At 34.2% G+C, this 20,301-nt stretch carries 15 protein-coding genes; 9 read left to right on the top strand and 6 right to left on the bottom strand.

Features of this window, described 5'->3' with window-relative positions; translation table 11 throughout:
• Window positions 1-43 precede the first annotated feature (43 nt).
• Window positions 44-499 (top strand): sensor of ECF-type sigma factor, encoded by a 456-nt coding sequence (locus V1468_RS07340; RefSeq protein WP_331809592.1) that lies wholly within the window; start codon window positions 44-46, stop codon window positions 497-499.
• A 27-nt stretch (window positions 500-526) separates the two neighbouring features.
• On the opposite strand, the gene V1468_RS07335 is transcribed toward V1468_RS07340, so the two are convergent.
• The 4 genes from V1468_RS07335 to V1468_RS07320 all read right to left on the bottom strand — a co-directional run bounded on the left by V1468_RS07335 (window position 527) and on the right by V1468_RS07320 (window position 3,134).
• A complete protein-coding gene (locus V1468_RS07335; protein ID WP_331809591.1) occupies window positions 527-1,615 on the bottom strand; it encodes a WD40/YVTN/BNR-like repeat-containing protein in 1,089 nt (362 codons plus the stop codon).
• A gap of 122 nt (window positions 1,616-1,737) precedes the next feature.
• Window positions 1,738-2,193: a Spy/CpxP family protein refolding chaperone gene (locus V1468_RS07330; protein ID WP_331809590.1), complete on the bottom strand. Its 456-nt coding sequence runs from the start codon at window positions 2,191-2,193 to the stop codon at window positions 1,738-1,740.
• Between the two features lie 7 nt (window positions 2,194-2,200).
• Window positions 2,201-2,512 (bottom strand): hypothetical protein, encoded by a 312-nt coding sequence (locus V1468_RS07325; protein ID WP_331809589.1) that lies wholly within the window; start codon window positions 2,510-2,512, stop codon window positions 2,201-2,203.
• Between the two features lie 43 nt (window positions 2,513-2,555).
• The gene (locus V1468_RS07320) at window positions 2,556-3,134 is read right to left on the bottom strand and encodes an RNA polymerase sigma factor (protein ID WP_331809588.1); all 579 of its coding nucleotides are present in this window, start codon (window positions 3,132-3,134) and stop codon (window positions 2,556-2,558) included.
• A 147-nt stretch (window positions 3,135-3,281) separates the two neighbouring features.
• Here V1468_RS07320 and V1468_RS07315 point away from each other — a divergent pair, with 147 nt between their 5' ends.
• The 8 genes from V1468_RS07315 (at window position 3,282) to V1468_RS07280 (ending at window position 18,237) form a co-directional block, all read left to right on the top strand.
• Window positions 3,282-4,496, top strand: coding sequence for an RsmB/NOP family class I SAM-dependent RNA methyltransferase (locus V1468_RS07315; RefSeq protein ID WP_331809587.1), 1,215 nt, complete (start codon window positions 3,282-3,284; stop codon window positions 4,494-4,496).
• Between the two features lie 10 nt (window positions 4,497-4,506).
• On the top strand, window positions 4,507-6,333 hold the full coding sequence (locus tag V1468_RS07310; protein ID WP_331809586.1) for an endonuclease: 1,827 nt from the start codon (window positions 4,507-4,509) through the stop codon (window positions 6,331-6,333).
• A 163-nt stretch (window positions 6,334-6,496) separates the two neighbouring features.
• A complete protein-coding gene (gene purL / locus V1468_RS07305; RefSeq protein ID WP_331809585.1) occupies window positions 6,497-10,159 on the top strand; it encodes a phosphoribosylformylglycinamidine synthase in 3,663 nt (1,220 codons plus the stop codon).
• A gap of 304 nt (window positions 10,160-10,463) precedes the next feature.
• On the top strand, window positions 10,464-12,236 hold the full coding sequence (locus tag V1468_RS07300; protein WP_331809584.1) for an AMP-dependent synthetase/ligase: 1,773 nt from the start codon (window positions 10,464-10,466) through the stop codon (window positions 12,234-12,236).
• A gap of 109 nt (window positions 12,237-12,345) precedes the next feature.
• Window positions 12,346-12,804, top strand: a complete 459-nt coding sequence (locus V1468_RS07295; RefSeq protein WP_331809583.1) for a MarR family winged helix-turn-helix transcriptional regulator — start codon at window positions 12,346-12,348, stop codon at window positions 12,802-12,804.
• Entirely contained in the window at window positions 12,801-15,209 is a 2,409-nt protein-coding gene (locus tag V1468_RS07290; RefSeq protein ID WP_331809582.1) for a 3-hydroxyacyl-CoA dehydrogenase/enoyl-CoA hydratase family protein, read from the top strand. Before V1468_RS07295 ends, V1468_RS07290 begins: the two co-directional genes overlap by 4 nt.
• A gap of 3 nt (window positions 15,210-15,212) precedes the next feature.
• Window positions 15,213-16,403: an acetyl-CoA C-acyltransferase gene (locus tag V1468_RS07285; RefSeq protein ID WP_331809581.1), complete on the top strand. Its 1,191-nt coding sequence runs from the start codon at window positions 15,213-15,215 to the stop codon at window positions 16,401-16,403.
• A 25-nt stretch (window positions 16,404-16,428) separates the two neighbouring features.
• Window positions 16,429-18,237, top strand: coding sequence for an acyl-CoA dehydrogenase family protein (locus tag V1468_RS07280; RefSeq protein WP_331809580.1), 1,809 nt, complete (start codon window positions 16,429-16,431; stop codon window positions 18,235-18,237).
• A gap of 62 nt (window positions 18,238-18,299) precedes the next feature.
• Here the strand turns inward: V1468_RS07280 and V1468_RS07275 are convergent, their stop codons facing one another.
• Together V1468_RS07275 and V1468_RS07270 are read right to left on the bottom strand one after the other, a co-directional pair.
• A complete protein-coding gene (locus tag V1468_RS07275; RefSeq protein WP_331809579.1) occupies window positions 18,300-19,136 on the bottom strand; it encodes a T9SS type A sorting domain-containing protein in 837 nt (278 codons plus the stop codon).
• Window positions 19,137-19,387: 251 nt separating this feature from the next.
• Window positions 19,388-20,206, bottom strand: coding sequence for a T9SS type A sorting domain-containing protein (locus tag V1468_RS07270; protein ID WP_331809577.1), 819 nt, complete (start codon window positions 20,204-20,206; stop codon window positions 19,388-19,390).
• Window positions 20,207-20,301: the final 95 nt, after the last annotated feature.

Below are 20,301 nucleotides of genomic sequence, written 5' to 3'. Positions count from 1 at the left end.
ATAAAATCGAAGATTCACGAATTCTTCGTAAAATTTAAAAGACATGAGTAAACGATTAATCCCAATACTAATTTTACTTGTAAGCTTCACAGGTTTTGCACAACGTGGTGGTGAAATTCAAGAAAAAATAAAGGCACAAAAAATAGCATTTATAACAGACAAACTTGAACTTACAAGTGAAGAAGCACAACAATTTTGGCCAATTTACAATGCGTTTGAAGCTAAAGTAGAAAAGATTAAATCTGAAGACTTAAGACCTTTAAAGAAAGAAATGCGTCAAGGTGATGTTAGTGATAAGAGAGCAGGTGAAATCTTAGAAAGACTTACTAAAGCAGAAACTGAAATGCATAATGCCAGATTAGAGCTTATTGAAGATTTAAAAACAGTAATATCTGCTAAAAAAATAATTAGGCTAAAAGTTGCAGAAGATCAATTCAATCAAAAACTTTTAGATAGATTAAAAGAGTTTAGAGAACGTAGACAGAACAGACGAAACTAATTAAAAGAGACCGCTGCGTCTCTTTTTTTATTCTCTAAAAGTTAACTTGCTTATACGTCCTTTTCCTGCTGCATAAGCGACAGAGTCGTTTAAAAATCTAATGGTATAGAAACCTTCGTCACTAAGATGCTTCCATGTTTCGCCAGAATCATTACTATAGTCAATACCTTTAAAACCAATTGCAACTAATTCTTTTGAATTAGAATTTGGGATGTACTGAACACAACTTCTATAACCTGGTCCTTTACCGTTAGCCACAACTTGCCAAGTTTTGCCTCCATCTTTGGTTCTTATTTTATTATTTAAAGTATCGTTAGCTTTGGTATAATCACCACCAATAGCAAATCCATTGGTTTCATCGTAGAAATCAATAGAATACATACCTGTAGTTTCTTTGCCTTGAACAATTGGTGTCTCAAAAACGTCCCATGTTTTGCCTTTATCTGGCGAATATAAAATTCGACTTGCTTTGCCTCCTGTGGCTACCCAAGTATGATTGCCAACTATTGAAATATTAGTATCACTCGCTGCAAAAGCTGCTTCTCCTTCTTTGGCTTTTGGCAAATCATCACAAGATAATTTCGTCCAAGTTTCACCTCCATCTCTAGTGATGATGATACTCATACAATCGTCAGTTGGGTCACCAATGGCAATACCTTCTTGGTCATTCCAAAAGTCCATAGAGTCATAGAATGCTTTTGGGTGGGTTTCTTTGTAAACAAGTTTTAAAGAATCACCACCAGCTTTATATAACAATGATGGCGAAGAGATACTAAGCAGGAAACCTCCTTTATCAGTAATTGACAATGATCGAAAATTTGGTATTATAGAATCGTGTTTTAGCTGAATAGTTTTTTGTGCTATTTCTTGGAGTACTATTGAATCAGGGCTATTGATACTGGCCGGAAACGTAAAACTCTGCACACCTATTTCACCATTGGACGTTGCAAATGCAAAACCGTCTCCCTCTATTTCCAAAGCCCTAACATTCAATAGCGAATCTTTTAATAAGGTTTCAATATCAACTTCGGAAAAATTTCTTTGTCTTACATCCTGTTTAGATTTGACAAAAAACAAACTCAATACTGCCAAACAAACTATCACCAAAAATCTCATACTTTCAATTTTCCCTAAAAATAAAAAAGCTTTACGATATTACCGCAAAGCTTTTCATATTAACAATAATCAATCAAATAATAGTCTATAAAGTCTATTTAAAGAGAAATTATAAACTTAACTCATTCTTTGTTTTTAGACTTTCCTCTTTTGCCATGACGCTTTATAGCATCGTTTATAATTTTAGAAAGCTTCGCTTTTTGTTCGTTGTTACATATTTCTCTTACATCTCTAAAATGCTTGTACATCTCCAAATCTTTGTTTTTTTCTTCTATTGCAATTAAATCTATTACAGAATCTAAAAACACTTCAGACACCTCATTTTCTCCTTTATTAGAATATATTTCTTCTTTTAATTCGCCAATTCTTTTTGAATAAGATTTCATTTTGTCAAAATGCTCACTTCGCATCTTGTTATAAGCCTCTTGTTGCTCTTGGTTAAAGTTTAATTCTTCTACCATAGAAAAACGAGGTTTATGATCGTCTTTTCCCTGGCTTGTTAAATGATGAAAAATAAAAAACGCATTAGACAGAAAAAGCACTACAAGTAACGTGTATAGCAGGGTTTGTTTTTTCATAACTCAACTAATTAAAAATAGAAGTATATGTTTCGTCTCCAAAATTGTAAGTATCTACAAATTCTTCAACGGTTGTATTATAATTATCCGATGTCAGTACTTTATATGCATACACATTTAGTAAAATGACTATTATCAAAGTTGCTAACTGAAACTTAGGAGAAAACCAAGCCCAAACCTTTTGAGACTCATCAACCTCATTGGTTAAATTGTTCAATATTCTATCCTTTAGAAAAGGCGAGACCTTTACCTCTTGGATAGTATCTACCACATTTAGCGTAGCGTTTACTTTTTTGTTAATCTCAGTATCTTTCATCATAAATCATTTGTTATTTAGATGCATAAGTTATAAAAAACTTGTGCTAAATTTCATTTTTGTAATAGTCGTATAATAGTTGCTGAAGGTTTTTCTTAGCCCTAAACATAAGAGACTCAACCGATGACACACTCTTATCTGTTATCTCTGCAATTTCCTGATAGCTTTTTCCATCAATCTTATGCAAAGTAAAGACCGAGGCCTGACTTTCTGGCAAACTGTTTATGGCCTTAAATAAGGTTTCGTTTAATTCTTTGTTTTCTAATAAGAATCCAGGATGGTTAAACTCTGTAAAATAATTAGTCTTATCTATAGAAAATTCTTCACTAAACAATGGCTTTAAAAAACCACTTCGTTTTTTTGTATTCCTTTTTCTTATGAACTCTAAACATTTGTTAGTAGTTATACGATAAATCCACGTAGAAAGTTTAGAATTACCCTTAAATTTTGAAATTGAATTAAAGACTTCCAAAAACACCTCTTGCACTAAGTCTTCAGCATCTTCTTTGTTGGGTACAAAAGAGATGCAGGTACCAAAAACCTTTTGCTGGTAATCATTTATAAGTTGAGAAAATACAGCTGTATTTCTTTCCTTTAGTTGTTCTATTATCTTCTCTTCTTCCAAATTATATTTAAGAAATTCCTGCAATTTAATTGAGATGCTTAAACGAGCAAAAACTTGTTCTCTATTTTTTTGTTCTACGAAAGACTTTAGTCTAATACTGTAGCACTTCCCAACTTTTATACTACCTTTGCATGCTAATTTTTTGCAATGAGATTACATAGAAATTTATGCTTTGCGGTTATTGATGGTTTACACAAAATCTTCAATGAAGGTGAATATGCTGATAAAGTTATACAACAATTGCTAAAACGCGATAAGCGTTGGGGAAGCAGAGATAGAGGTTTTGTTGCCGAAACGGTTTATGAAATTGTTCGCTATAAAAGACTTTATGCAGAAATTGCTGACGTTAAAGCGCCTTTTGACAGAGATAACCTATGGAGAATCTTTGCAGTTTGGGCAACGCTAAAAGGTATTAAACTTCCGGATTGGAAATATTTTACCGATACTCCAACACGTAAAATAAAAGGACGTTTTGATGAGCTGTCTAAAATTAGAAAATACCGAGAGTCCATTCCTGATTGGATTGATGAACTGGGTGAAAAAGAGTTAGGCTCAGAAGAATGGACCAAAGAATTAGCAATGCAAAACGAACAAGCAGATGTTATTCTTAGGGTCAATACACTAAAAACAAACAAGAAAGATTTACAGCTCAAATTACAATCAGAAAATATTGAGACAGAATTTCTTTCAGACCATCCTTATGCTCTAAAATTAAAAGAACGCGCTAACGTTTTTATGACTGAAGCTTTTAAGGAAGGCTGGTTTGAAGTGCAGGATGCGTCTTCACAATTAGTAGCTGACTTTTTAGATGTAAAACCAGGTATGAAAGTGGTTGATGCTTGTGCTGGTGCTGGTGGAAAAACGTTGCATTTAGCATCCCTTATGGACAATAAAGGGCAAGTGATTGCAATGGATATTTACGAAAGTAAGCTAAAGAAGCTTAAGGTTAGAGCGCGTCGTAATGGAGTTCATAATATCGAAATGAAAGTCATTGATTCTACAAAACCTATAAAAAAGCTTTATGGAAAAGCAGATCGTTTACTGATTGACGCTCCGTGCTCCGGTTTGGGTGTTTTACGTAGAAATCCAGATTCTAAATGGAAATTACAACCAGAGTTTGTCGATAACATCAAAAAAACTCAAGGAGAAATCTTAGAGCAATATTCAAAAATGGTTAAACCAGGTGGAAAAATGGTTTATGCTACATGTTCGGTATTGCCTTCAGAAAATCAAAATCAAATTGATAAATTCTTAACATCCGAAGCAGGAAAAGACTTTACTTTTGTAAAAGACAATAATATTTTAGCTTATAAATCTGGTTTTGACGGATTTTACATGGCTTTATTAGAAAAGAAAAAATAAACTTAAATAGATGAAACAATTCTACACTTTAATAGCTACTTTAATTTTTACAACTGTAGGTTTTGCACAAATTCCAGCAGGCTACTACGATAGTGCTACAGGAACTGGCTACACACTAAAAACGCAACTACACAACATTATAGACAACCATAACGATCAAGGTTATGATGCTATGGATGGTTTTATAGCGTCTTATGATTTAGACAATTACTATGAAACTGGAAGTAATACGATTTTAGACCCTTATTCAGAAAATCCATCAGGATCAGATCCTTACACGTTCTCTCCTGTTAGTGATGAATGTGGAAATTATAGTGGCGAAGGAGATTGTTATAACAAAGAACACGTTATTCCTCAGTCTGTATTCAGTCAAAACTTACCTATGCGAAGTGATGCGCACCACCTTTTACCTACTGATGGTCGTGTTAATGGTTTTAGAAGCAACTATCCTTTTGGAGTAGTTGACAACAGTCAATTAGCAAGTCAAAGTGGTATTTCTAATCCAACTCAGAATGGTTCAAAACTTGGAGGTAACCTTAATAGTGGTTATTCTGCTGGCTATTCTAGTACTGTTTTTGAACCTATTGATGAATTTAAAGGAGACATTGCTCGTATTTACTTCTATTTTGTAACACGCTACGAAGACCAAGTGAGTAACTGGAGTAGTTATGCTATGTTCGACGGAAGCTCAGACAAAGTATTGGATGATCCTTTTTTAAGCATACTTTTAACATGGCACCAAAACGATCCTGTCTCTCAAAAGGAAATAGATCGTAACAATAATATATATTACAATCATCAGGGCAATAGAAACCCTTTCGTAGATCATCCTGAATGGGTAAATGCTATTTGGGTTTCTACTCCAGATACTGAATCTCCAACAACACCAACCAACTTAGTGGTAACAAATGAAGCTTCAACTTCTATTGATCTCAGCTGGACAGCTTCTACCGACAATGTTGCTGTAGAATCTTATGATGTTTATGTAGATGGTGTTTTTAATACTAACGTAACTACAAATGCTGCAAATGTTATTAACCTAACTCCTGAAACTACATATTCATTTTATATTATCGCTATTGATGCTGCGGGAAATGAATCAACTCAAAGTAATTCTGTAAATGGTACTACAACAGCAGCCGGTGCACCTGGTAGTAATTGTGTCGTTGAAGATTTTGAAAACATACCTGCAAATAGCTCACAGTATACAAACAGAATTTGGACTGGTGCAGACGGTACATGGAATGCAACGGAAGCCAGAACTGACCAAACCATAAACAATAGAGCTATATTAATAGATTATAGAGGTAATTCGGATTCTGGTATGCTAACCTCACCTACTGTAAGTGGTGGTATAGGTAATCTTACAATTACGACTCAAAGAATCTTCTCAGGGACTGACGGAAGTTTAGACGTTTTAGTAAATGGTAGCTTAGTGGGAACTATTCCTTACAGTGATGCTGAACAAACTACTACTTTAAGTAATATAAATCTAGAGGGTTCAATTACAGTAGAAATTTCTGATAACGATTCTGGTAGTGCAAGAGTTGGTATTGATGATTTATCTTGGACATGTTATTCTTCGTTAAGTATTGCTGATAATGATCTTGATACTTCTTCAATTTACCCAAATCCTGTTAAGTCTAAATTGTACATTAATTTAGCATCTAACGAAAATACTGTTGTTGAAATTTTTGACATATTAGGAAAAAGAGTTTTAAAAACTCAAATCAATTCTTCAGATAGCATCAATGTACAAACATTAAAATCTGGCGTTTATATTTTGAAATTGACACAAAACAATTCATCTGTAAGCAAAAAATTGATTAAGAACTAATCAAAACATTAAATTCTTGAAAAAGCAGTTCAATTTTTGAGCTGCTTTTTTTTGTTTAAAACCTGTTGAATAAGTCTACTAATTGAATTCTTTTTTATAGCTACATTATTTCAAAATAAACTAAATTTGTGTTTTTATTTTTCACACCAAACACAACACTCTAATGATTCATTTCTTTGGAAACCAAAACAGCAAAGTTTTCGCTGTTCAAGCCACAAAAGAATTATCAACTGAAACCATTTCAAAATTGACATGGTTATTTGGCAACCAGCCAAAAATAGAACAAGCATCACTAGATGCTTTTTTTGTTGGTCCAAGAGCCGCAATGATTACTCCTTGGAGTACCAATGCTGTAGAAATTACTCAAAACATGGGAATTTCTGGTATTTTACGTATTGAGGAATTCATATCAGTTTCAGAAGATTTCAAAGGTTACGACCCAATGATTTCTGAAAAATTTTCAAGCTTAAATCAAGACATCTTTACCATAAATATTCAACCAGAAGCGATTCTTGATATTGAAGATATTTCGGCATACAACCAACAAGAAGGTTTATCGCTAAGTGATGAAGAAATTGAATACTTAGAAGGTGTTTCTAAAAAAATAGGACGACCATTGACAGACTCTGAAGTATTTGGATTTTCACAAGTGAACTCAGAGCACTGTCGTCATAAAATTTTCAACGGAACGTTTGTTATCGATGGTGAAGAAAAACCGACGTCATTATTCAAAATGATTAAGGAAACATCAAAACAAAATCCTAACGATATTGTTTCCGCATATAAAGACAATGTTGCTTTTATAAAAGGACCTGTTGTAGAACAGTTTGCACCAAAACGTGCTGATGTTCCTGAATATTACCAAACTAAAGATTTTGAATCTGTAATTTCATTAAAAGCAGAAACACATAATTTCCCAACAACTGTAGAGCCTTTTAATGGAGCTGCTACGGGTTCTGGTGGGGAAATCAGAGACAGGCTTGCTGGTGGTAAAGGTTCTATTCCATTAGCAGGAACAGCTGTTTACATGACATCATATTCGCGTTTAGAAGAAGAGCGTCCTTGGGAAAAAGCGTTTCCTGAACGTAAATGGTTGTACCAAACTCCAATGGATATCCTAATAAAAGCTAGTAACGGAGCTTCAGATTTCGGAAATAAATTTGGTCAGCCATTAATTTGTGGTTCTGTTTTAACCTTCGAACATCAAGAAAACAATGATAAGATTGGTTACGACAAGGTGATTATGCAAGCTGGTGGTATTGGTTACGGAAAAGCAGACCAAGCCATAAAAGATATACCAAAAGCAGGTGACAAAATCGTAATTCTTGGTGGTGATAATTATAGAATTGGTATGGGAGGCGCTGCTGTATCGTCTGCTGATACTGGCGAATTCGATTCTGGTATCGAGCTAAATGCTGTACAACGTTCTAACCCAGAAATGCAAAAACGTGCTGCCAATGCTGTTCGAGGCATGGTAGAAAGTGATGAAAACCATATTGTTTCTATTCACGATCATGGTGCTGGTGGACATCTTAACTGTTTATCTGAACTTGTTGAAGATACTGGTGGAAAAATCGATTTAGACAAATTGCCAGTTGGTGATCCAACGCTTTCTTCAAAAGAAATTATTGGTAATGAGTCTCAAGAACGTATGGGATTGGTGATTGGAGATAAGCATTTAGAAGTACTTCATAAAATTGCCGACAGAGAACGTTCACCTATCTATGATGTTGGTGAAGTTACCGGAAAACACCGTTTTACATTTGAGTCTGAAACTAATGGAGACAAACCAATGGATTTGGCTCTGGAAGATATGTTTGGTAGCTCCCCAAAAACTATAATGACAGATCATACGGTTGAAAAAAACTACAGTGATGTATCTTACAACAGAGATAATTTTTACGATTATTTAGACCAAGTTTTACAGCTAGAAGCAGTCGCATGTAAAGATTGGCTAACTAATAAAGTAGACCGTTGTGTTGGTGGTAAAGTTGCCAAGCAACAGTGTGCTGGACCATTACAATTGCCATTGAACAATGTTGGTGTAATGGCATTAGATTATAAAGGTAAAGAAGGTATTGCCACCTCAATTGGCCACTCACCTATTTCGGGATTGATAGATCCTGTAGCAGGTAGCCGCAACTCTATTACAGAAGCCTTAACTAATATTATTTGGGCACCTTTAAAAGATGGCTTAAAGAATGTTTCACTTTCTGCAAACTGGATGTGGCCTTGTAAAAATGAAGGTGAAGATGCACGTTTATACGAAGCTGTAAAGGCAGTTTCAGAATTTGCTATAGATTTAGGCATTAATGTACCAACAGGAAAAGATTCGCTTTCTATGAAGCAAAAATATCCTGATGGTGATGTTATTTCCCCAGGTACAGTTATAATTTCGGCTGCTGCAAATTGTATTGACATTAACAAAGTAGTTGAACCTGTTTTTCAAAAGAATGAAGGTGATATTTACTATATTAACTTATCTCAAGACAACTTTAAATTAGGCGGAAGTTCTTTTGCACAAGTAGTCAATAAAATTGGTAACGAAGCGCCAACCGTTAAAAGTGCTGATTATGTAAAAACGGTTTTCAATACCATTCAACAATTAATATTAGATGGTAAAATTGTCGCTGGACACGATGTCGCTTCAGGTGGTTTAATTACTACACTTTTAGAACTTTGTTTTGCCGATAATACTATTGGTGCAGAATTAGATTTAACCGCTTTAGCTGAAAAAGATTCTTTTAAAATACTTTTTGCTGAAAACTCAGGAATTGTAATTCAGGCTAAAAATAAGAGTATCGAAACCGTATTATCTGATGCTAAAATCGATTTCCATAATATTGGTAAGGTTATGGAAAGTGATGTGCTTAGCATTATCAATAGTAATGAAGTCTTTACTATGACCATTTCGAGATTGAGAGACATGTGGTACAAAACCTCTTTCCTACTCGACCAAAAACAAACGGCTAATGGTTTAGCTAAAACACGTTTTGATAATTACAAAAATCAACCTTTACATTTCGAATTTCCAAAACAATTCACTGGAAAACTTCCAGAAACAGATTCAAGCAAACCAAGGCCAAAAGCTGCTATCTTACGTGAAAAAGGAAGTAATTCTGAACGCGAAATGGCAAACGCTATGTACCTAGCTGGTTTTGATGTTAAAGATGTTCACATGACCGATTTAATTTCTGGTCGTGAAACTTTAGAAGATATTCAATTCCTTGGTGCCGTTGGTGGTTTCTCAAACTCTGATGTTTTAGGATCTGCTAAAGGTTGGGCTGGTGCTATAAAGTATAATGAAACAGCAAATAAAGTCATCAAGAACTTTTTTGAAAGAGAAGATACCTTATCTGTCGGAATTTGTAACGGTTGCCAACTATGGATGGAACTAGAGCTTATCAATCCAGATCATGATGTTCATGGCAAAATGATTCATAACGATTCACATAAGCATGAAAGTGCATTTACTTCTGTAAAAATTCAAGAGAATAATTCTATTATGTTATCGTCTTTAGCAGGAAGTACGCTTGGTGTTTGGATTTCTCATGGCGAAGGAAAATTTAGCCTTCCTTATGCTGAAGATCAATACAATATTGTAGCAAAATATGCTTATACTGAATATCCTCATAATCCAAATGGCTCAGATTTTAATACAGCCATGATGACTGACAAAACTGGAAGACATTTGGTAACCATGCCACATATTGAACGATCCATTTTCCAGTGGAATTGGGCTAACTATCCTAATGATAGACAAGACCAAGTATCTCCATGGATTGAAGCATTTACCAATGCTAAGAAATGGATTGAAAATAACTAATAATAAACTACTTAGACTAACAAAAAAGTGTATTTATTATCTTTGTATAGATAAGTGGTACTTTTTTACTAACGATATTGTTTAATTACTTAGGGTTATTACTTAAACTTGTTAGTAGTTAGGGTAAAAGTATCATAAAGAAAGGGCTTCTTAATTTTGAAGCCCTTTTTATTTTCTTTTCACTAAATGAATTTAGAACATCAAACGAAATTTTTAATACGATTTATTTTTATACTCCAAAATAATTAACCCTATATTTGTTATTTTCGCAAAAACCCCTAATTTTTTTTGCTGATTTTAGATTATGACAGACGTTAAACGCCTTTTTGATTTCCCTTATTATCAACTTAAACACAAACCAAACGCTAAAGCTTTGGTAACAAAATACAATGGTGAATGGACACCTATGTCTACAAAAGACTATGTAGACAAGGCAAATACAATTAGTCGTGCACTTTTAAGATTAGGTGTACAAAAAGATGATAAAATTGCTGTTATATCCTCAACTAATAGGACAGAATGGAATATTATGGATATTGGAATTCTGCAATTGGGTGCTCAAAATATTCCTATTTATCCTACAATTTCGGCTGAAGATTATGAATATGTACTAAATCATAGCGAATCGATTTATTGCTTTGTTTCAGATGAAGAAGTTTTGCAAAAAGTGAGAAAAGTTCAGTCTAACACTAAGATTAAAGAAGTTTATTCTTTCAATCATATTGAAGGTTGTAAGCATTATTCAGAGTTATTTGATTTAGGTAAAGACAAAAGTAACCAACCTGAAGTCGAAGAACGAAAAGACGCAGTAAAACCGGAAGACCTAGCTACAATAATTTATACCTCAGGAACTACAGGAAAACCAAAAGGTGTAATGTTATCACACTGGAACATTACAAGCAATGCATTAGACGCATCTAAACGTCTTCCAAAAATTGATGGTGAAACTAGAATACTAAGCTTTCTTCCTATATGTCATATTTTTGAACGTGTTCTAATTTACATCTATCAGTATGCAGGAACCAGTATTTATTTTGCTGAAGCCTTAGATAAAATTGGAGATAACGCCAAAGAGGTTAAGCCTCACTTAATGAGTGTTGTTCCTAGGTTACTAGAAAAAGTTTTTGACAAAATAATGCTAAAAGCAGATGAGCTAACAGGTATTAAGCACAAACTATTTTATTGGGCAGTTGAACTAGGTGAAATTTGGGAACCGTACAAAGCAAATGGTGCCTGGTATGAATTTAAATTAAGTATTGCTAACAAACTAATATTTAGCAAATGGCGCGAAGCCTTAGGAGGAGAATTACACACAATGGTTTCTGGTAGTGCAGCACTTCAACCACGCTTGTCTAGAATTTTTGGAGCTGCAAAAATGCAAGTCATGGAAGGCTATGGTTTAACGGAGACATCTCCTGTTGTCGGTGTTGGCATGTATAGAGATAAACATTATAAAGTAGGTACTGTAGGTAAGCCAATTGATAATGTAGAAGTTAAAATCGCAGAAGACGGTGAAATTTTAATAAAAGGACCAAACGTTATGATGGGTTATTATAAAGATCCTGAAAAAACGGATTCAGTAATGACCGGTGACTATTTCCATACAGGTGACAAAGGTATTATAGACGAAGATGGTTTCTTGAAGATTACAGGTCGTAAAAAAGAAATGTTTAAGACCTCTGGAGGAAAATACATCATACCTACACTTTTAGAAAATGATCTAAAACAGTCTTTATTCATTGAGCAAGTAATGGTAATTGGTGAAGGTGAAAAAATGCCAGGAGCTATCATTCAACCAAATTTCGAATTCATCAGAGATTGGATAGATCATAAAAATCACTCTATAGGTAAGACTGAAAAAGAAATTGCAACTTCAGAAATTGTAATAAATCGTATTCAAAAAGAAGTTGACAAATACAATAAGAACTTTGGAAAGTGGGAACAAATTAAACGTTTCGAACTTACTCCTGAATCCTGGACCATAGATGATGGTCACCTTACTCCTACTATGAAAATGAAGCGTAACATTATTAGAGAAAAATATGACGCTTTATACGAAAAAATCTATAGACCATAGTACAAATCCTTCGTAGGTTAGATTTTAAAATACTATGCACGCATAATTTTTCTACATTTATTATGCGTGCATAGTATTTTTTATTATATTTGGATCTAACTAAATTATAATGAAGGACAAAACAATAGATTATGTACTGAGAACCACATGGTTAGCAGTAAATAAAATGTACAACGAAGAGGCCTCAAAATTCGATACTACAATGGCTACTGGCTTTGCTTTATTGAGTATTGATCCAGAAAATGGTACACCTTCAACCTCATTAGGTCCAAAAATGGGTATGGAAGCTACAAGTCTTTCACGTACCTTAAAATCTATGGAAGAAAAAGGGTTAATAGAGCGTAAACCGAATCCAGAAGATGGTCGAGGAGTACTTATTTATTTAACAGAATTCGGAAGAGAAAAACGAGCCTTTTCAAGAGAACGTGTATTGATATTTAATGAGGCTATAAAATCTAATATAAGCACTGAAAAAATAGAACATTTCTATGAAGTAGCAGAACTTATAAATAATATGATTTCTAATAAAAAAATATACAATCAAAAAGAACACACATTAAAACAATGAGCAAACGTAGAATAAAGAAAATTGCCATCATTGGTTCTGGTATTATGGGAAGTGGTATTGCTTGTCATTTTGCCAATATTGGTGTAGATGTCTTACTATTAGACATTGTTCCAAGAGAACTTAATGATATAGAAAAAGCAAAAGGTCTAACTTTAGAAGATAAAGTTGTGCGCAATCGCTTAGTTAACGATGCGCTTACTGCATCGATAAAATCTAAACCTGCACCACTCTATCATCCATCATTTAAAAATCGTATTACAACAGGTAATTTAGAAGATGATATCGCCAAAGTTGCTGATGTAGATTGGATAATGGAAGTTGTTGTGGAACGTTTAGACATTAAACAACAAGTTTTTGAAAAACTTGAAAAGTACAGAACACCTGGTACCTTAATTACATCAAATACCTCAGGTATTCCAATTAAATTTATGAGTGAAGGCCGAAGTGAAGATTTCCAAAAACACTTCTGTGGTACTCACTTTTTTAATCCAGCGCGTTACTTAAAGTTATTCGAAATTATTCCAGGACCAAAAACTGATGCTTCGGTATTAGAGTTTTTAAATGGTTACGGAGAGCAGTTCTTAGGAAAAACTTCGGTTGTTGCTAAAGATACACCAGCTTTTATTGGTAACCGTATAGGTATCTTTAGTATTATGAGTTTATTCCACACAGTTAAAGATTTAGACTTAACTATTGAGGAAGTAGATAAATTATCTGGTCCTGTAATTGGTCGTCCAAAGTCTGCAACATTTAGAACCGTAGACGTTGTTGGTTTAGATACTCTAGTGCATGTAGCAAATGGTATTAGAGAAAATTGTCCTAATGACGAAAGACATGAGTTATTTGCCTTACCAGATTTCATCAATACAATGATGGAAAACAAGTGGTTAGGAAGCAAAACAGGTCAAGGTTTTTATAAAAAATCCGTTTCAAAAGACGGGAAAAAAGAAATTTTATCACTAGACCTTAATACCTTAGAATATAGAGAAAAGCAACGTGCTAAGTTTGCCACTTTAGAATTAACTAAAACAATTGATAAAGTTGTAGATCGCTTTAAAGTATTAGTAAAAGGAAAAGATAAGGCTGGTGAATTCTACAGAAAAAGTTTTGCCGCTTTATTTGCTTACGTATCTAATCGTATTCCAGAAATTACGGACGATTTATATAAAATTGATGATGCCATGAAAGCCGGATTTGGTTGGGAACATGGTCCTTTCCAAATTTGGGATGCTATTGGTGTCGAAGCTGGTATTGAAATGATGAAAGCAGAAGGTCTAGAACCAAATGCTTGGGTTAACGAAATGTTGGCTTCTGGTAGTAAATCATTTTACACTGTAAAAGACGGAGCTTCTTTTGCTTATGATATTCCTTCAAAATCACAGCAAAAAATTCCTGGTCAGGATAGTTTTATCATCTTAGACAACATCAGAAAATCTAACGAAGTATTTAAAAACTCTGGTGTCGTTATAGAAGACCTTGGTGATGGCATCCTTAATTGCGAATTCCAATCTAAAATGAATACCATTGGTGGTGATGTTTTAGCTGGACTAAACAAAGCTGTGGATTTAGCAGAAAAAGATTTCGAAGGTTTAGTAATTGGTAACCAAGGAGCTAATTTCTCTGTTGGTGCTAACATCGGAATGATTTTTATGATGGCAGCAGAACAAGAATATGATGAGCTTAATATGGCTATCAAATACTTCCAAGACACAATGATGCGTATGCGTTATTCTTCTATCCCAACAATTGCTGCACCTCATGGTATGGCGCTTGGTGGTGGTTGTGAGTTATCAATGCATGCAGACAAAGTTGTTGCTGCTGCAGAAACTTACATTGGTTTAGTAGAGTTTGGTGTTGGCGTTATTCCTGGTGGTGGAGGCTCTAAAGAAATGGCGTTGAGAGCACAAGATGTGTTCCATAAAGGTGATGTAGAACTTAACGTTTTACAAGATTATTTCTTAACTATAGGTATGGCTAAAGTAGCAACATCTGCATATGAAGCTTATGATTTAGGTATTCTTCAAAAAGGAAAAGATGTTGTTGTGGTTAACAAGGATCGTCAGATTGCAACAGCTAAAGCACATGCCAGAATGTTAGCTGATTCAGGCTATACCCAACCTGTAAAACGTAAAGATGTTAAAGTACTTGGCAAACAAGCTTTAGGTATGTTCTTAGTTGGAACAGATTCTATGGAAGCAAGTCACTACATCAGTGAGCACGATCAAAAAATCGCTAATAAACTAGCTTACGTTATGGCTGGTGGAGATTTATCAGAGCCTACGCTGGTTACAGAACAATATTTACTTGATTTAGAGCGTGAGGCTTTCCTTTCGCTTTGTACAGAACGTAAAACGCTAGAGCGTATTCAGCACATGCTAAAAACAGGTAAACCTTTAAGAAATTAAAAAATGAAACAAGTATATATAGTAAAAGGATATAGAACTGCAGTTGGTAAATCCAAAAAAGGTGGTTTTAGATTTAAAAGAGCTGATGAGCTCGCTGCTGAAACCATTCAGTACATGATGGGTAAATTGCCCGATTTTGATGTTACTCGTATCGATGATGTTATTGTTGGTAATGCAATGCCAGAAGGATCTCAAGGACTAAATATGGCACGTATAATTTCGTTAATAGGATTAAATACAGTAGACGTGCCAGGTGTAACGGTTAACAGATTCTGTTCTTCAGGTTTAGAGACCATTGCTATGGCTGTTGCCAAAATTCAAGCTGGTATGGCAGAATGTATTATTGCTGGTGGTGCAGAAAGTATGAGTTCTGTTCCTATGACAGGTTTTAAACCAGAATTAAACTACGATATCGTAAACGCTGGTCATGAAGACTATTATTGGGGAATGGGTAATACAGCAGAAGCGGTTGCAAACAAATACAACGTGTCTAGAGAAGATCAAGATGAGTTTGCTTACCATTCGCACATGAAAGCTTTAAAAGCACTTGAAGAAAACAGATTTCAAGATCAAATAGTACCTATTGAAGTAGAAGAAACTTACGTTGATGCTAATGGTAAAAAAGCAACACGCAAATACACCGTTTCAAAAGACGAAGGGCCAAGAAAAGGAACTAGTAAAGAAGCATTAGCAAAATTAAGACCTGTATTTGCTCAAGGTGGTTCAGTCACTGCCGGAAACTCATCTCAAACCAGCGATGGTGCTGCGTTTGTACTAGTAATGAGTGAAGCCATGGTTAAAGAATTAAACTTAGAGCCTGTGGCACGTTTAGTAAGTTATGCAGCAGCAGGTGTACCACCAAGAATTATGGGTATTGGTCCAGTAGCTGCGATTCCAAAAGCATTAAAACAAGGTGGTTTATCTCAAAAAGATATTGAATTAATTGAGCTTAATGAAGCTTTTGCGTCTCAGTCTTTAGCTGTAATGCGAGAATTAGACCTCAACCAAGAAATTGTAAATGTTAATGGAGGTGCAATAGCACTAGGACATCCTCTTGGATGTACAGGTGCAAAACTTTCTGTTCAATTATTTGATGAAATGCGTAAGCGTGACATGAAAAACAAGTATGGTATGGTTACTATGTGTGTTGGAACTGGTCAAGGTGCAGCTGGAATATTTGAATTTTTAAATTAAGAAGAAACTTATAACGTATAAAAAAATGGAGACTGTAGAAAAAGACATTTTAAGAGGAGGACAATTCCTTGTTAAAGAAACAAATTGTGAAGACGTTTTCACACCTGAAGATTTTTCAGAAGAACAACAAATGATGAAAGAAGCGGTTATGGAATTTAATGACCGCGAAATTATTGCTCATAAAGCAAGATTTGAAGCTAAAGATTATGCGCTAACAGAAGAAGTAATGCGCAAAGCAGGAGAACTTGGCTTCTTAGGTGTTGCTGTACCAGAAGCATATGGAGGATTAGGAATGGGATTTGTTTCAACATGTCTTACTTGTGATTATATCTCTTCAGGAACAGGATCTTTCAGTACTGCTTTTGGTGCTCATACAGGTATTGGTACTATGCCAATTACGCTTTACGGAACCGAAGAACAAAAACAAAAGTATGTACCTAAACTAGCCTCAGGAGAATGGTTTGGAGCTTACTGTTTAACAGAACCAGGTGCAGGTTCTGATGCTAACTCTGGTAAAACTACTGCAGAGCTATCAGCCGATGGTAAGTCTTACAAAATTAATGGCCAGAAGATGTGGATCTCTAACGCTGGCTTTTGTAGTTTAATGATTGTTTTTGCTCGTATTGAAGACGATAAAAATATTACTGGATTTATTGTAGAATACGATCCAGAAAACCCTAACGGAGTTACTCTAGGTGAAGAAGAGCACAAACTTGGTATTAGAGCGAGTTCTACACGTCAGGTTTTCTTTAATGATACGGTTGTTCCTGTAGAAAATATGCTTGCTGGTCGTGGTGAAGGTTTTAAAATTGCCATGAATGCACTAAATGTTGGTCGTATTAAATTAGCTGCTGCTTGTTTAGATTCTCAAAGAAGAATTTTAACCACGGCTGTAAACTATGCTAACGAGCGTAAACAGTTTAAAACTCCTATAGCAGATTTTGGTGCTATAAAAATGAAATTAGCAAAAATGGCTACAGATGCCTATGCTGGTGAATCCGCTACTTATAGAGCTGCGAAAAATATTGAAGATCGCATAGCTATTAGAGAAGCTGCTGGAAACTCTCACCAAGAAGCTGAGCTAAAAGGTGTAGAAGAATATGCTATTGAGTGTTCTATTCTTAAAGTAGCTGTTTCAGAAGATGTACAAAACTGCGCTGACGAAGGCATCCAGATTTTTGGTGGTATGGGATTCTCTGAAGAAACTCCAATGGAAGCTGCTTGGAGAGATGCTCGTATTGCTCGTATCTACGAAGGAACTAACGAAATTAACAGAATGCTTTCTGTTGGCATGTTAGTTAAAAAAGCTATGAAAGGTCATGTAGATTTATTAGGTCCTGCAATGAAAGTGCAAGAAGAACTAATGGGTATTCCTTCTTTTGACACACCAGATTACTCAGAGCTTTTCTCTGAAGAAAAAGAAATGATTGCTAAGCTTAAAAAGGTATTCTTAATGGTAGCTGGTGCAGCTGTTCAAAAGTTTGGTCCAGATATGGAAAAACACCAACAGCTTTTAGTTGCTGCTGCAGATATATTAATAGAAATATATATGGCAGAGTCTACTATTTTAAGAACTGAAAAGAATGCAAAACGTTTTGGTGAAGAGGCTCAATCTGTACAAATTGCTATGTCTAAACTATATTTATTTAATGCAGTAAATATTATAGAAGATAAAGGAAAAGAAAGTATTATTTCCTTCGCTGAAGGAGATGAGCAACGTATGATGCTTATGGGCTTAAAACGTTTTACTAAATATCAGAATTATCCGGATATCGTTGATTTACGAAACGAAATTGCCGAAAAAGTAAAAGCAGAAAATAAATACTGCTTTTAGGTTTAAGTTTAAGTTAGAAATGAAAAAAGCCAATTCAATAGAATTGGCTTTTTTTTAGTAATTTATTTAACTGTAACCTTTTTAGTTACAACAAAACCATCATCGGCGCTAAGTCTAATAATATAAAGACCAGATGTTAAATTCTCAATACTATATTCGCTGCGAGAAGTATTTAAAATATCTGCAATATTATAAACGCTTTGACCTGACGTGTTATAAACTTCAATATTTGATACATCTAGGTTAATTGGGTTAGTAACTACCAACTTTTTATTATTTATTTCATAATAAAAATCTAGCTGCTCTTCTTTATTCTCATCAATACTTAATACGCTTGGGGTTTGAAATCCAATCACAAAACGATCTTCATAATTACCCGGTTGTAATGTTGCTTCATAGTTTGTACTTCTTAAATCGTAGTGTGTATTTAACTCAGTATCATGAAGTACAATATTTAAATCATCTGGTATATTCTCTAAAGATTGAATAGAAATAACAACATCACCAACATCACTTTTTTGAATGTTTAGCGGTAAAGTTGTTTCTTCCGTATCTATCTCTCCTATTCCCTGAATAACAAATAACTGGTCCTCTATTAACCATGACATATCATCTACCTGAACATCATTTAAATAACCATCATATCCCCAATCATAGCCTTCAGTACAGTTATCATCAACTGTTAAAAGAATCTGTCTATTAATAATACCTACAGATGTAAACTGCAATCTTATTTTTGGTCTGTTATCAGTAGTACTTTGAGTTGTTACTTCTATGGTTTCTTTTGTTGAGGCAATATTTTCATCTATATTAGAAATGTTTTGTGCAAAACTGGTTGGCAGATATAACAGACAAATAAGTGCGCCTACAATTTTAATAAATGATATGGTAGTATTCATAACTTTAGAGGGATTAAGTTACTTGAGAGGATTAATGGTTTTGTTGGTTATTGATAAGTCTAAGTTTCAAAAAATAATATGGAATTTCTGATAATTACATTTTAAACGCTAATTAATTCGCTAAAAAGAATTCGACTGCAAATTATATCGATAAATTGTTGTTCATATTAAGCCTTCTCGAACGAAAATTTCCTTAGGAATATATCAATTAGACAAGAAGCTATGATTTTGAATAAACAACTCGTTTCGAATCAACCAATCAAAACTTTTTTTGTCAAAACCTCATTATTAACAGTAGTGACTGTTACAAGATATATTTCCGACGATAAATTCTCTATTGTAAAAGCTTTGTCTTGTGTATTATCCATTAAGACTTCTTTGTACACCAATTGCCCTGTTAAGTTGTAAACACAAAATTCTTTTAATTCTATATTAGATTTGTTTTTAAGCTTTACCTCGTTAGAAATCTTATCAAAATATACATGCAAAAGATCTGCTGTTTTATAATCATTAACAGAAAGGCTACTCGGAAGTTGAAAGCCTATTTGAAAACGACTATCATAAGTACCTGCTTCTAACGTTGTCTGATAATCAGCATTTCTTAAGTCATGACTTACTCCGTGTTCAGTATCATACAGAATAATGTCTAAATCATCCGGTACATTTTCTAAGGAATGAATTGATATAATAACAGCTCCAGTATTTCCTTTTTGAACATGTAATGGTAAATTTGTATTACTGTCTATACTTCCAATACCCTGAATTACAAATAGTTCATCTTCTATCATCCAAGATAAATCATCAACTTGTTGGTTATACAAATGACCATCAAATCCCCAATCATAACCATCAGAGCAGCTACTATCTACAGTTAATAATAGCTGTCTATTAAGTACACCGACTGAATTAAAATTGAGTCTTATTTTTAAACGATTATCCTCATTTGCATCGGTTTCTGTAGCATTAATTGCTGTACTTGGTAGAGATGAGTTTTGTGAGCTATTGTCTGTTGTTTGACCGTAATTTAATTCTGAAAACAAAAAGCTAAATAAAAAAGTTATTTTTATCAAGTTTAGAGTAATTCTCTCCATATTCTTTAATTATTCACGTTAGTAATAGTTAGTTGTCATTATCTAATATTACAAATACAAAAGCTCAAAACACA

Origin of the sequence: Winogradskyella poriferorum (genome assembly GCF_036553625.1) — a bacterium.
In the GTDB taxonomy this organism is placed as follows: Bacteria; Bacteroidota; Bacteroidia; order Flavobacteriales; family Flavobacteriaceae; genus Winogradskyella; species Winogradskyella poriferorum.
Note: the sequence above shows the minus strand (reverse complement) of the source record. Positions and strands in the feature narration are given on the sequence as shown.